Below are 13796 nucleotides of genomic sequence, written 5' to 3'. Positions count from 1 at the left end.
CTCTGTTCGTGGTTACTCGGCTGCTTCGGCGAGCGGCTGGCTCTCACGAAACATCATGTGATCGTAATTCGTCCGGTAGAACATGTCCTTCACGTCCTCGTCGAACCCTTCGAGCGACGTCTCGAACTTCCCGTAGGGATCGCGCGTTCCTTCGGGGTGCGGATAGTCGCTGGAGAACATGTAAAGCTCCGGCGAACTGTCGCGTATCATACGTCCGACATCTTCGTTCGGGAACGGCGTGAACCGGACGGCGCGCTTGAGATATTCCGACGGCATCAGATCCATATCCTTCAGGTACTGATCAGTCTTGCTGAAAGAATGCCATCCGTGGTCGAGCATGCGGAGAAACTCCGGAACCCAGCCGGCCCCGCTTTCGATAACGCCGCCGCGCAGTTCCGGGAAGCGCATGAATACGCCGTCATAGACCATGGCCGTAAGGAATTCCTGCGGTGCGAACCACAGGCACAGGAAATCCGGGAAGCGGAGGTTCTCGCCGCCGCCGTGGAGATCTGCCGCCCGGTCACGTCCATTGTTCTTGAACTTGGGCGGCTGGGTTTTCGTGCCGGGCCCGATATGCAGCATGAACGGGATACGGCTATCCTGCAGGAACTGCCAGAACGGGTCCAGATCTGGATGGCCCGGGCTCTTGTCGCCCGCCGGACCCGCACTGAACATTACGGCCTTAGCGCCAGCGCCGACCGCCCGCTTTGCTTCCGCCAAGGCCCGATCGGGATCGTCAAGCGGCGCGAAGGCGACACAGTCCATCCTGGCATCGGCATCGCAGAAATCCTGCTGCGCCTTGTTGAGGGCGGTTGCCGCGGCATATCGCTGATCGTCATCCGTGGCCTTGGTGATAGCTCCCAGGCCGAATGTCGGAAATACGAGCTGGCTGTTGAACCCGAGCCAGTCGAGCGCCTCGACACGCTCATCCTTGTCGAAACCGCCGTAGCCCAGCCAGCCCTTGGCTCCTTCGATGGGATTTTCCAGCGCCTTTGCCCGCGCTGCGGGATCGTTCTTACGGGCCTTGGCCGCGTCGATCATCTTGACGATGCGGTCGCCGCCTTCCCGCTTGGAATATACCTGCGAATACATCTCCTTGTACTCGCCTTCCAGATAGGGGACCAGCCAGTCCTGGGTTTCCATGGTGTGGGCATCGGCGTCGTTGACGATTCGTCCGGCGGTGTACGTCATGCTTGTCTCCTGAACATCTGGCACGCTTATCTCACACTATTTGTTAGTTCGTCAAACGCATTGTGGAAATTGATGTCACGGAGGAGTCCGAAGATGCCCGGCGAATTCCGAGCTTGAAGGTCGGACATTGTTCGAATATCGGGTATGCAGAGGACGGGAGAGGTCTAATTATTCACCTACCGACGATACTCGGCGTCGAGCAGATCGCTGCCGACGCCTATGAAGGCGGGATCGGGCCTGCCATCGGGCCGCGCCTTTTCGGCGGACAGGCTATCGCCCAGGGACTGCTGGCGGCGTGCGAAGCGGAAAGCGAAGGGCGTCTTCCCCACTCGCTCCACGCCTATTTTCTGAAAGCCGGGTCCAGCGCGCATCCCGTTCGTTATCGTGTCACCACGCTTTCGGAAGGCCGCAGCTTCGCAACGCGCCGCGTGGAAGGATCGCAGGGTGACACGCTGATTTTCTCGATGATCGCGTCCTTCCATGTGACCGAGCAGGGGTTCACCCATTCCGCCTCTGCCCCCGCCGACATGGATGTATCCGCAGCGCTCGACGCGCTGGAAAGCTGGCGCCGACATAATAGCGAAGCCAGCAGTTCGCCGATCATCGACCGTTTGCAGAACCGACCGATCGAAATCGTCCCGCTCGATCCGGGCTCGCTCTTCGGCGCGCGTTCGCGAGAACCCAAAACGGGCGTGTGGATGCGCCTGCGCGATACGGCGGGCACCGATCCGCTGCTGCAACGCGCCCTGCTCGCTTACGCCTCCGACATGATGTTCCTGCGCAACGCCATGCTGCCCCATGCCGTGCGTCCGGGAAGCACTTCGGTTCAGGCGGCCTCTCTCGACCACGCGATCTGGTTCCACGAAACGCCCGACTTCAACCAGTGGCATCTCTTCGCGACCGACAGCCCCTGGGCGGGCCACGCACGCGGCTTGAACCACGGTCATTTCTTCGATGAAACCGGGCGCATGGTGGCAACGGTCAGCCAGGAAAGCCTGATGCGCCCCAAGGGGGACGTGCTCGACAGACTCCGGGAAGGCAAAACTCCATGAGCAATGACGACACCGCCCCCGATTTCGACATCGTCGCGCTGGAGCGATGGATGGCGCAGAACGTCCCCGCTCCTTCCCCGGTCGAGCGGATCGAGAAATTCCCCGGCGGGCAATCCAATCCCACCTATCGCGTGCTGACGCGCGAAGGCGAGATGGTCCTGCGCCGCAAGCCCTTCGGCAAACTGCTACCTTCCGCCCATGCGGTGGACCGGGAATATCGCCTCATCGAGGCCCTGCACCCGACCCCGGTGCCCGTCGCGCGCCCGATCGCGCTGTGCGAGGATCCCGCCATCATCGGTGCCCCCTTCTACCTGATGGAAATGGTGGAGGGCCGCACCTTCTGGAAGGGCGAGCTGCCGGACTGCGATCCGCAGGAACGGCGCGCCATCTACAATGCCATGATCGATGCCCTCGCCGCGCTGCATGCGGTCGACCATCAGGCCGTGGGCCTCGGGGATTACGGCGCGCCGGGCAATTACTTCGCCCGCCAGGTCGGCCGCTGGACGAAACAGTACCGCGCCGCACAGACCGACGACATCCCCGAGGTCGAACGGCTGATCGAATGGCTGCCCCGGACCCTTCCGCAGCAGGATCGCACCTCGATCATCCACGGCGATTACCGCATCGACAACATGATCTACGCGCCCGACCGGCCCGCCATCCTGGCGATCATCGACTGGGAACTGTCCACCCTCGGCGATCCCCTGGCCGATTTCGCCTATCTGGCGATGAACTGGGCGATGCCGCATGGCGGGCGCGGCGCGCAGCTCGGCGGGCTCGACCTGCCCGCGCTCGGCATCCCCACGCTGGAGGAGATGGCCCAGCGCTACTGCGCCGCCACCGGTCGCGACAGCGTTCCCGATCTCAACTGGTTCTTCGCCTACAATCTGTTCCGCCTCGTCGGCATCATCCAGGGCATCAAGAAACGCACGCTCGACGGCAATGCGTCCAGCGCCAATGCCGAGGCGGCAACCGCCCGCATCGTTCCGCTGGCGCAGCAGGCCTGGGCGTTCGCACAGCAGGCACAACACTGACATGCAAGGGAGAGCACCATGTCGCTATTCGATCTGACCGGTAAGGTCGCCATCATCACCGGCTCCAGCCGCGGCATCGGCAAGGCTATCGCCCAGCAGCTTGCCGCGCACGGCGCAAAGGTCGTCATTTCCAGCCGCAAGCAGGATGCCTGCGACGAAGTGGCTGCCGCCATCAATGCCGAATACGGCGAAGGCAGCGCCATCGCCATCGCGGCGAGCATTTCGGAAAAGGCGCAGCTGCAGGACCTTTTCGCGCGCACGAAGGAACAGCTCGGCGCTGTCGACATCCTCGTCTGCAACGCCGCGTCCAACCCCTATTACGGGTCGATGGACGGGATCGAGGACGAACAGTTCCGCAAGGTACTCGATAACAACATCCTCTCCAACCACTGGCTCATCCAGCTGGCCCTGCCCGATATGCGCGAAAAGCAGGACGGGGCGATCATCGTGATCAGTTCGATCGGCGGCCTGCGCGGGTCGACCACCATCGGCGCCTACAATGTGTCCAAGGCGGCGGATTTCCAGCTCGTGCGCAATTACGCCGTCGAAAACGGCCAGCACGGCGTGCGCATCAATGCGATCGCGCCGGGTCTGGTGAAGACCGATTTCGCCAAGGCGCTATGGGAAAATCCCAAGGCGCGTGAACGGGTGGAAGGCCAGCTTCCCATGCGCCGTATCGGCGAACCGGAAGATATCGCCGGGGGCGCGGTCTATCTCGCCTCGCCTGCCGCCAGATGGACCACCGGCCAGATGGTCGTGATCGACGGCGGCGCCACGATATGAGCGGCCGGCTCGAAGGCAGGGTCGCCGCTATCACCGGCGCGGGTTCGGGCATCGGCCGGGCCAGCGCACGGCTCTTCGCTGCCGAAGGCGCACGCCTCGTGCTGTTCGACAAGACCGACGCGGTGGAAGAAACCGCGGCCATGGTCGAATCCGCAGGCGGCCGTGCGCTGGCGATGGTCGGCGATGCCGGCGAAGAAAGCGATGTCGCGGCGCTCGTCGCCAGGGCAACCGACAGCTTCGGCGCCCTGCACGTCATGTTCGCCAATGCCGGTATCACCGGCGGAGTGCGCGGCGGCTTTTTCGATGCCACGCCGGAAGTCTGGGCGGAAGTGCTCCGCGTCAATCTTATCGGCCCCTTCCTCGCGGTGAAACACGCCGCGCCCGTCATTCGCGATTGCGGCGGCGGATCGATCGTGTGCACCGCTTCGGTCGCCGGCCTGCGCAGCGGTGCCGGCCCGGCGCAATATTCCGCCAGCAAGGCAGGCGTCGTGAACATGGTCCAGACCGCGGCGCAACAGCTTGCGGGCACCAATGTCCGCGTCAACGCGGTGCTGCCCGGCCTTACCGAAACCGGCATGACCCAGCCGATGTTCGACGGCGCGCGCGCTGCGGGCAAGGAACACAAGATCGGCCAGCTCAACCCGCTGCTGCGCGGCGGTCGCCCGGAAGAGATCGCGCATGCCGCACTGTTCCTCGCCAGCGACGAGGCAAGCTATGTCAACGGTCAGGCGCTGGCCGTGGATGGCGGCTTGTCCAGCTCGCACCCGACCTCGCGCCCGCCGGGCGATCCCGCCCGCCCCACTTCGTGAAGGACAAATCCTTGGACGACACCGATCCCGCCCTCTTCTCTTTCGTCAAGCTGACCGTATCCGATATCGATGCGGCGACCCGCTTCTTCGTCGATGCATTCGGCATGACCCATGCCGATACGGTCGATACCCCCGCGTTCCGCGAACACATGATGACGGGCCGGCAAGGTTCGGCAACCATCGTGCTGTTCCACTGGAAGGATGGGCGCGCCATCGAAACCGGCAATGGCTATGGCCCTGTCGGCATGCTGACCCGCGACCTCGATGCCGATCTGGCGCGCGCGGTGAAGGCAGGGGCAAAACAGAAGGGCGAAACCGTCAGCTTCGGCCCCGCCCGGATCGCTTTCGTCCTCACGCCCGACGGGCATGAAATCGAAATGATGCAGATGGCGGCAAAATCCGCCGCCTGATCGCTCGGTAAGTCGCCGTCCCGGACTATTGCCTGGACGGCGTCGATCCAGGGGACCTAAAGCGAACGTCCTTCAGGCAGCAGGCGCTGAAGCAGTTCGCGCTCTGCACTGTCCGGGTCATTCACCACTTCGGGGTCGACATCGAAGATCATCGTCGCGCGCTGCTGGACATTGTAGGCCGGCCATTGCGGCAATGCGGCCGTGTTCGGATTGCCCGTACGCGCAAAGGCGATCCAGGCATCCGCCATCAGATCCGCCATGCGCTTCGTTTGCGCGGTTTCCGGCCCGGTATAGCTCAGCGAACGCGCCACATTGTCGAACACGAACGCGATATCCAGTGCGTGGGGCGTTTCCAGCCGGCCGCCTTCCACGGGCGTCTTCCAGTCCAGCCGGTACATGTAGACCGGCGCCGCCTGCGCGCTCTTGCGCTCCGCCTGGCGCAGCGCCGTGTTCCGGTAATTGCGGAACGTGGCCACCTGGAAGAACACGTCGCTCGCATCGTAATCGGGGTGGGCCTTACGCATCCCGGCGATGATTTCTTCGACATCGGCATCGTCCACGAATGGGGTCAGTTTCGCGGGCAACTGCTCCCATGTCAGGGCGAAGTTTTCCGGACTGCCCAGCCCGCCCTGCAACCGCATCTCGTTATTGTTCGTCCCCACCAGCAGCGGAATGTCCCCGGAAACCGGGTTGGCGTCGGGCGCATAGGGCTGCCGGGTCAACGACCGTCCATCGACCACCGGGCGATAGAAGGCCGCCTTGCTGCGCGATTTCATCATCGCTTCCACGAAATCATCGATCGGCATGGCCGCAAGTTCTTCCACGCTCGACACGCCGGCCGTGGCCATCAGATCCTTTGCCAGCGGCGTGGCCAGACGCGGCGTGAAGCCGGCCAGCGACATCGATCCCGATTGGGCGATGGCGCGCTGGAACAGCCCCTTGGCCTGCTCCATGCCCATCAGCGTCGATACCTTGGCTGCCCCGCCGCTCTCGCCGAAAATGGTCACGTTCCCGGCATCGCCGCCGATCTCGTCCGCATGGTCGCGCACCCATTCCAGCGCCTTCACGATGTCCAGGCTGCCAAGGTTGCCGCTATCGGCATATTTTGGATCGTCCGACAGGCCGGCCAGATAGCTGTACCCCAGCCCGTTCAGCCGGTGGTTCAGCGTGACGACCACCACATCTCCGCGCTCGGCAAGGCGCGATCCGTCATAACCATTGCTGGATCCCGATCCCGTGACGTAACCGCCGCCGTGCAGCCAGACCATGATCGGGCGTTTCTTCCCGTCTCTCAGGCCGCGCGTCCACACGTTCAGGAACAGGCAGTCTTCGCTGGTCCCGACCGAATTTTCCCATGATTTGAACACGGGCACATCGCCCGATGGACGCTGCGGGCATTCGCTGCCGAATTCCGTCGCGGGGCGCGCAGTCGTCCACGGTTCCGGATCGGCGGCCAGCTGGAAGCGCCGCCCTTCGGTCGTGGCGGCATAACGGATACCGCGAAATACGTTCACGTCGTTCGCTGCGCCTTCGCGCGTTCCCGTCACCGCTCCGTATGCGGTTTGCAGTTGCGGCACATTGCCGGCCGATGCCGTTGCCCCTGCCCCGTCCATGGTGGTGCAGGCGGAAAGGCTCAGTGCAGCGGCAGCCACTCCGATCATTGCAGCACGTAATCTCATGTTTCTCCCCTTCGATTTATTGTTCGGAATAATATGGCAGATCGCTCAGATCGCTGGCCCGCACACCGCGTGCCCAGGCGGCCCTGCCGACCACGAATTGTTCTTCCGGCGCTTCGGTGGGCTCCAGTCCGGATGCGACGAAGGCCGCGCGCATGCCTTCGCGTGCCCTGGCGTCCAGCACCGGGATCGCACCTTCGGGTGCGTGGCTGTCCCGCGGCAGCAGGCCGCCGTTTCCGCCTGCCAGCCATTGATAATAGCGATTGTGCTGCCAGGGATGTGCCCCCTTCCGGATCACCGGGGCCTGCACGGCGAAGAAATGCGACAGCGCTGGCTCTATCTGCTGTGCCAGCGCATCGATCTGCGCCGCCTCGCCTGCGGCACAGGCCTCCAGCAGCCGATTGCCGAGCTGTTGCTGCGGGGTCTGCACCGCCTCGGCGTTCCATTGACCGCTCCAGCCGATCCGGAAATGGCGCGCCAGCAGCGGCAGGAAATCGAGATTGACCGGCCCCATTGACAGCCGATCGCCCAATCGCTCGCACAGCTGCATGGTCGATGTCAGCGATACGGGCTGCGAAATTTTCACCGCCACGACATTCTCGAGATCGGCGATGCGGTCGTAAACGTCCAGCGGCTGACCAGCCGGGCCGAGATGGGGAAACGCACGCCTGCCCGTTGCCGCATACAGCATGACGGGCAGCCCGGTCGCCGAAATGCGCTGTGCCATCAGATCGTACAACTGATCCGCGCTGCTATCCGCGGGATAGGTCGATGCCAGCAGCACCAGGCTGGTCCCGATCTCTTCCAGCGTCCCCAGCAGGGCCTTGTCGTTCTCCACCTCCCGGCTGGCGATAATGCCATGGACAGGCAGATCGGTGCCCGCCTCGTCGATGACGATGCGATAGAATTCGCGCCAGTTCGGATCGCCGGGAAGCGTCCAGTTAATCATCGGCATGGTGCCGGAAAACCCCTGCGCGATCGCATGGCGGACATCGTGACGGATCGCTTCTTCGTCCAGCGTCCGCCCGTCTTCGCGAAATGTCGGCAGGAACAGGTTCATCAGTCCACGAAGATGGCTTTGCCCCCAGACCCGCTGGCTGGAATTGGCAGCGGGCGCGATGCGGTCGGCAACCGGGATACGGGCCGCAAGTCCAGGCGCCGCCATCAGCGCGGCACCCCCGCAAAGCGCCGCTCGGCGCGAAAAGCCCAAACCCTGCAAATTTCCGCTCTCCCGCTTTGTCCGGCACGCTCGACGACCGAACCTGCCTTTCAGAGATACAGCTTCATATCCTTGGCTTTGGATATTTCACCCATACTCGAAATACGAAAAAGGCTTAACACGCACCCACAATTGGTTCTAGTGTCAATCGGCAGGACAAGGGAGAATTTGACATGATGACTCGGCGGCAGACTTTGGGATCGGCTTTGGCTCTTGGCGCAGCGGTAATGGCCAAACCCGCTCTGGGGGCCACGATGTTCCCGGTGGTCGAAACGGCCCGCGGCAAGCTTCGCGGTCTGGAATCGGGTGGTGTCTCGATCTTCCGCGGGGTCAGCTATGCGGCCGATACCTCGGGCAAGAACCGCTTCATGCCGCCGCAACCGGTCGAACCGTGGTCGGGTGTTCGCGATGCGCTCCACTGGACCGATGTCGCCCCGCAAATCCCGGGCGACCGGCGCCATGTCTATGCCGATCTCATCATGGTCGATCGCAATCCTTCGGGAATGGGGGAAGACAATCTCTCGCTCAATCTGTGGACACCCAAGATCGATCCGAATGCGAAAAAGCCGGTCATCGTGGTCCTGCACGGCGGCGGCTTCTATTCGGGGTCGGGCAATTCGGTCGGCATGGACGGCGAACAGATGGCGCGTTTTTCCGACAGCGTGGTCATCGCCATCAACCATCGCCTCGGCGCGTTCGGCTTCCTCCATCTGGCCGAATTCGGCGGGGATGACTTTGCCACCTCGGGCACGGTGGGCATGCAGGATATCGTCGCCGCGCTCGGCTGGGTGCGGGAAAATGTCGCGGCCTTCGGCGGCGATCCGGATCGCGTCCTCGTCTACGGCCAGTCGGGCGGCGGCGCCAAGACCAGCGTGTTGATGGCGATGCCGGGCGGCAAGGGGCTGTTCCAGCGCGCCGGCGTCATGAGCGGGTCTGCGCTAAAGATGATGCCTCCCGAAATGGCATCTGCCACGGCAAAGCGGCTGCTCGACGCGCTGGAAATCGCGCCCGGCGATGTGCGCAAGCTGCAACAGGTGCCCTGGACCACCCTGCTCGAAACGCAGGCCGGGCTCGAAGCGGCCGACCGTGCGCGCGGGGAAGCGCCTCGCAGCTTCGCCCCCGTCGTGGACGGCATTACCCTGCCGCGCCATCCGTGGGACCCGGACGCGCCCTCCATCTCGGCCGACGTGCCGATGATCGTCTCCTCCGTGCTGGACGAACGCTCCTATCGGATGGGGGATTTCGCGATGGACGAAGCGGGCCTCCTCGCCTTCGCGAAGGAACGCCTTGGCGAACGGGCGGCAGATGCGGTCGCCGCCTACCGGGCGGAAGATCCCGACGCCAAGCCCTTCCTCCTTGCCGCGCGCATGGATTCCGATCTCACCTTCCGCAAGGGCGCTTTCGCGCAGGCCGAACTCAAGGCCCGGCAGGGCGGTGCCCCGGTCTGGACCTATCTGTGGACCGAACCCAGCCCCGCGGTCGATGGCCGGTTCGGCGCGGTGCACGGCATCGATGTCGCGCCCAGCCTCTACAACACGCGCGGCGCTCTCAACGGGTCCAGCCCGCCCGCCAACGAACTGGCCGCCGCCATCGCCGGAAGCTGGGCCGCCTTTGCCGCCAATGGCGATCCCAACAACGAACGCGTGCCCGAATGGAGACCCTATTCCGCGCCCCAGCGCACGACCATGATCTTCGATCAAGACCTGCGGGTCGAAGATGATCCGCGCGCCGAATTCCGTAAATACTGGCGCTGAACCCATGATCCCGAAATCTGCCGGACACTGCCGTTTCGGCGGTGTTCGGCAGCCGGATCATACGTATGATTGACATGCTTTCGGGGTGTTTCTTGCTCGCCCCCGGACCCTTCGCGCGCGACCGCAGTTAGGTTAGCAAGGAGGCCCTTTGTGAGCAAAACCATCACCGTCAACGGAACCGAGCGTCCGATCCCCAGCGACCCTCGCGTGTCCCTTCTCGATTTTCTCCGCGAAAATGAAGGGCTTACCGGCACCAAGAAAGGCTGCGACCATGGCCAGTGCGGGGCCTGCACCGTCATCGTCAACGGCATGCGGATCAATAGCTGCCTGACCCTTGCCGCCATGCACGATGGCGACAGCGTCACCACCATCGAAGGCCTCGGCACCCCCACCTCCCCCTCCCCCCTGCAGTCCGCATTCGTCGAACATGATGGATTTCAATGCGGCTATTGCACACCGGGCCAGATCTGTTCCGCCACCGCGATGCTCGATGAAATCGCCGCCGGCTTCGCCAGCGATGCGAGCGAGGACCTGCTCGGCGAAATGCAGGCGAGCCCCGAAGAAATCCGCGAACGCATGAGCGGCAACCTCTGCCGCTGCGGTGCCTACGCCAATATCGTCACCGCCATCCGCGAAGTCGCGCAGGGAGACGCCTGATGAGACCATTCGACTTCCAGCGTCCCGATAGTCTTGCCCACGCGCATGAACTCACCGCGCCCCAAGACGCCACCGCCGTAGCCGGAGGGACGAACCTCCTCGACCTGATGAAGCTCCAGGTCGAAACGCCCGAAAGACTGGTCGACATCAATCGCCTAGGCATGACCGAGATACAGGAAACCGCTGACGGCGGCCTGCGCATCGGCGCGCTGGCGACCAATACCGCGACCGCCAATGATGACCGGGTCCGGGCGGACTATCCGGTCCTTGCCCGCGCTATTCTGGCTGGTGCAACCCAGCAGTTGCGCAACCGCGCCACGACCGGCGGTAATTTGTGTCAGCGCACGCGCTGTTATTATTTCACCAATATCGATCAGCCCTGCAACAAGCGCGAGCCGGGATCGGGTTGCGGTGCCATCGACGGTATCGCCCATTTGCATGCCGTTCTGGGCACGAGTCCAAGCTGCATCGCGACCTATCCGGGCGACATGGCTGTGGCCCTGAGCGCGCTCGATGCGACGGTGGAGATCGCGCGCCCAGAAAACGATGAGCGTTCCGTTCCCGTCCGCGACTTCCACCTTCTGCCTGGCGACACCCCATGGCGCGATAACGTACTCGAACGCGGCGAGATCATCACGGCGGTTACCCTTCCTCGTCCCGTCAAAGCCAAACACCTTTACCGCAAGGTACGCGAGAGATCGTCCTACGCCTTCGCCTTGGTGTCGGTCGCCGCCGTCGTGGCTGTCGAGGACGGCGTCATCGCCCGAGCCGATCTTGCATTTGGCGGGCTGGCGCACAAGCCCTGGCACGACGCTCGTCTGTCCGAACTTCTGGTCGGCGAGGCGCCATCTGCTGCGCTGTTCGACAAAGCGGGCGACCTGCTGCTCGAAGGCGCGCGCGGGTACGGCGAGAATGACTTCAAGATACCGCTTGCCCGCCGCACCCTTGCCGCGGTGATGGCAGAAGCGACGGAGACCGAGATATGAGCGCGCATCTGAAGCAGGATGAACCTGTCACGTCGAACCGGCTGGATGGGATGAAGCAGGGTATCGTCGGCCAACCCCTTTCCCGTGTCGACGGTCTGGCCAAGGTTACCGGCACCGCCCCGTATGCGGCAGAATACAAGATCGATAATGTGGCCGAAGGTGTTCTGGTCACTGCGCCGATAACCCGGGGTGAAGTCGCATCCATCGACAAGGACAGCGTCCTGTCGATGCCCGGCGTCCTGGCGGTCCTGAACGATGAGCGCCTTACAACACGCGCGGCGCAAGGCACGGCTAACGAGGCGCCGCAACAAGACCCGGCCACGGTTTGCTATTGGGGTCAGCCGATCGCGGTAGTAGTCGCAGAAACGTTCGAACAGGCGCGCGATGCGGCGAAGCATCTCAAGGTGGAATACCGCGTCCACGAAGGAGCGCCGCTCGATCCCCAACAGGTCACGCCAGAAGAGCAGGATGACGAGACCGTCAATCAGGGCGATCTTGATGCCGCCATGGCTCGGGCCGCGCATACGGTCGATGTGGAAATTGCGACCGAGGGGCATGCGTCCGCAGCCATGGAACCACATGCAGCCATCGCCGAATGGAGAGACGATAAGCTCACTGTCCATGCATCTCTCCAAATGCCAAATTACAATATCGCCGAACTGGCCGACAGTCTGGGGATGGAAGAAAGCGATATCCGCCTCGTATCCCGGTATGTCGGTGGAGGGTTCGGCTCGAAACTCGGCATCAGCGAGGAGACCGTTGCCGCAGCGATCGCTGCACGCGAGCTCGGCCGCCCGGTCCGGGTGGTAATGAGCCGCCAGCAGGTATTTCAATGCATCATGCGCCGCTCCGAAACGACGCAGCAGCTACGATTGGCAAGTGACGAGGAAGGGAAACTCGACGGCTTTGCGCATCGTGCGCTGGTGTCCAATCTCCCGGGCGAGGAATTTGCCGAACCCGTGCTGCAATCATCGCACTTTCTGTACGGCGGCGAGAACCGGCAACTGAAGCTCGAAGTTGCCCGCATTCATCGAATGACTGCTGGCTCGGTCCGTGCACCGGGCGAAGCCGTTGGCATGCCCGCTCTCGAAGTGGCGATGGACATGCTCGCCGAAAAGTCGGGTGTGGACCCTGTCGAACTGCGGCTGCGCAATATTCCGGATCGCAACCCGGAAGAAGATTTGCCCTTTTCATCGCATAAGCTGGCCGATTGTTTGCGGCAGGGAGCAGAAAAATTCGGCTGGGACAGCGGTCCCAGAAAACCGCGTCAGCAGCGCGAGGGCGAATGGTGGATCGGCACCGGCATGGCGAGTGCGGCGCGCGTCCATAATGTCGGCGAAGCAAAGGCACGTGTGACCCTCAAGAGCGATGGGACTGCCGTGGTCCAGAGCGATATGACCGATATCGGTACGGGTACCTATACGATCGTGGCGCAGATTGCTGGCGAGATGCTCGGCATCCCGATCGAAAAAGTGCTGGTAGAACTGGGTGATACGAAACATCCCCGAGGCCCGGGTTCCGGTGGCAGCTGGGGCGCGGCGTCGATCGGATCGGCCGTGTACGTCGCCTGCGAAGCGCTGCGCGAAAAGCTCGCCCATCGAGCCGGAACAAGCGAAACCGAGCTGGACCTGCGCGACGGCTCTGTCGTCGGAGGCAATTTGCTTGTTGAACTGCTGGATGGCGAAGACATCTCCGAAGTCGGTCATTACGAACCCGGCGAGATCGCGGACAGCCACACCGCATCAGGCTTCGGCGCATTTTTCGCTAAGGTTCGGGTGAACCGCTTCACCGGAGAAACACGCGTCGATCGTATGCTCGGCGCCTTTGGTTTCGGCCGCGTACTCAACGAAAAAACGGCGAGGTCCCAGTGCCTGGGCGGCATCACCTGGAGCATCGGAGTCGCATTGACGGAAGCCCTGCTGTTCGATCCTGTCGACGGACATCTCGTCAACTGCGATCTGGCCGAATACCACGTACCCGTAAATCGAGATGTGCCGGATGTAGATGTCCTGATGCTGGAAGAACGCGATCCCGTTGCCAGCCCCATTCAGGCCAAAGGCATCGGCGAACTTGGAATGTGCGGGGGCGCGGCGGCAATCGCCAATGCAATCTATAATGCATGTGGCGCGCGGCTCTTCCAATATCCCATGACACCGGATCGCGTATTGGCTGCCTTGCCGGATTGAATTGCTGACAATTGGAGTGGCCAAGGTCCTCGACCGGCA

The 13796-nt window shown here is 63.2% G+C and carries 12 protein-coding genes; 9 read left to right on the top strand and 3 right to left on the bottom strand.

All coding sequences use genetic code 11. The annotated features are described in order from the left end of the window. Positions 1 to 12 precede the first annotated feature (12 nt). Positions 13 to 1191 (bottom strand): amidohydrolase family protein, encoded by a 1179-nt coding sequence (locus ACIGGE_RS17165; RefSeq protein ID WP_397491242.1) that lies wholly within the window; start codon positions 1189 to 1191, stop codon positions 13 to 15. Positions 1192 to 1304: 113 nt separating this feature from the next. Between ACIGGE_RS17165 and ACIGGE_RS17160 the strand changes: the two genes are divergently transcribed. Genes ACIGGE_RS17160 through ACIGGE_RS17140 form a run of 5 tightly spaced genes read left to right on the top strand, consistent with a single transcriptional unit; the run spans position 1305 to position 5279 of the window. After that, positions 1305 to 2243, top strand: coding sequence for an acyl-CoA thioesterase (locus tag ACIGGE_RS17160; protein WP_397491241.1), 939 nt, complete (start codon positions 1305 to 1307; stop codon positions 2241 to 2243). Further along, positions 2240 to 3277, top strand: a complete 1038-nt coding sequence (locus ACIGGE_RS17155) for a phosphotransferase family protein (RefSeq protein ID WP_397491240.1) — start codon at positions 2240 to 2242, stop codon at positions 3275 to 3277. Before ACIGGE_RS17160 ends, ACIGGE_RS17155 begins: the two co-directional genes overlap by 4 nt. An 18-nt stretch (positions 3278 to 3295) precedes the next feature. Continuing rightward, on the top strand, positions 3296 to 4060 hold the full coding sequence (locus ACIGGE_RS17150) for an SDR family NAD(P)-dependent oxidoreductase (protein WP_397491239.1): 765 nt from the start codon (positions 3296 to 3298) through the stop codon (positions 4058 to 4060). Further along, positions 4057 to 4869 carry an SDR family NAD(P)-dependent oxidoreductase gene (locus tag ACIGGE_RS17145; RefSeq protein WP_301641546.1) on the top strand — a complete coding sequence of 271 codons (813 nt, stop codon included), beginning with the start codon at positions 4057 to 4059 and terminating at the stop codon, positions 4867 to 4869. The genes ACIGGE_RS17150 and ACIGGE_RS17145 overlap by 4 nt, the downstream gene beginning before the upstream one ends. Before the next feature lie 11 nt (positions 4870 to 4880). Next, on the top strand, positions 4881 to 5279 hold the full coding sequence (locus tag ACIGGE_RS17140; RefSeq protein WP_397491238.1) for a VOC family protein: 399 nt from the start codon (positions 4881 to 4883) through the stop codon (positions 5277 to 5279). A 56-nt stretch (positions 5280 to 5335) separates the two neighbouring features. On the opposite strand, the gene ACIGGE_RS17135 is transcribed toward ACIGGE_RS17140, so the two are convergent. Together ACIGGE_RS17135 and ACIGGE_RS17130 are read right to left on the bottom strand one after the other, a co-directional pair. After that, positions 5336 to 6958 carry a carboxylesterase/lipase family protein gene (locus ACIGGE_RS17135; RefSeq protein ID WP_397491237.1) on the bottom strand — a complete coding sequence of 541 codons (1623 nt, stop codon included), beginning with the start codon at positions 6956 to 6958 and terminating at the stop codon, positions 5336 to 5338. 16 nt (positions 6959 to 6974) lie between these two features. Beyond that, the gene (locus tag ACIGGE_RS17130) at positions 6975 to 8120 is read right to left on the bottom strand and encodes a dihydrodipicolinate synthase family protein (protein ID WP_397491236.1); all 1146 of its coding nucleotides are present in this window, start codon (positions 8118 to 8120) and stop codon (positions 6975 to 6977) included. A gap of 227 nt (positions 8121 to 8347) precedes the next feature. Between ACIGGE_RS17130 and ACIGGE_RS17125 the strand changes: the two genes are divergently transcribed. The 4 genes from ACIGGE_RS17125 (at position 8348) to ACIGGE_RS17110 (ending at position 13757) form a co-directional block, all read left to right on the top strand. Beyond that, a complete protein-coding gene (locus ACIGGE_RS17125; protein WP_397491235.1) occupies positions 8348 to 9928 on the top strand; it encodes a carboxylesterase/lipase family protein in 1581 nt (526 codons plus the stop codon). Between the two features lie 150 nt (positions 9929 to 10078). Then, positions 10079 to 10585, top strand: a complete 507-nt coding sequence (locus ACIGGE_RS17120; RefSeq protein WP_397491234.1) for a 2Fe-2S iron-sulfur cluster-binding protein — start codon at positions 10079 to 10081, stop codon at positions 10583 to 10585. Continuing rightward, positions 10585 to 11571 (top strand): FAD binding domain-containing protein, encoded by a 987-nt coding sequence (locus ACIGGE_RS17115; RefSeq protein ID WP_397491233.1) that lies wholly within the window; start codon positions 10585 to 10587, stop codon positions 11569 to 11571. Before ACIGGE_RS17120 ends, ACIGGE_RS17115 begins: the two co-directional genes overlap by 1 nt. Next, a complete protein-coding gene (locus ACIGGE_RS17110; protein WP_397491232.1) occupies positions 11568 to 13757 on the top strand; it encodes a xanthine dehydrogenase family protein molybdopterin-binding subunit in 2190 nt (729 codons plus the stop codon). The genes ACIGGE_RS17115 and ACIGGE_RS17110 overlap by 4 nt, the downstream gene beginning before the upstream one ends. Positions 13758 to 13796 lie beyond the last annotated feature (39 nt).

The sequence above is a fragment of the Qipengyuania sp. NPDC077410 genome (assembly GCF_044543405.1).
GTDB classification, from domain to species: Bacteria; Pseudomonadota; Alphaproteobacteria; order Sphingomonadales; family Sphingomonadaceae; genus Qipengyuania; species Qipengyuania pacifica.
Note: the sequence above shows the minus strand (reverse complement) of the source record. Positions and strands in the feature narration are given on the sequence as shown.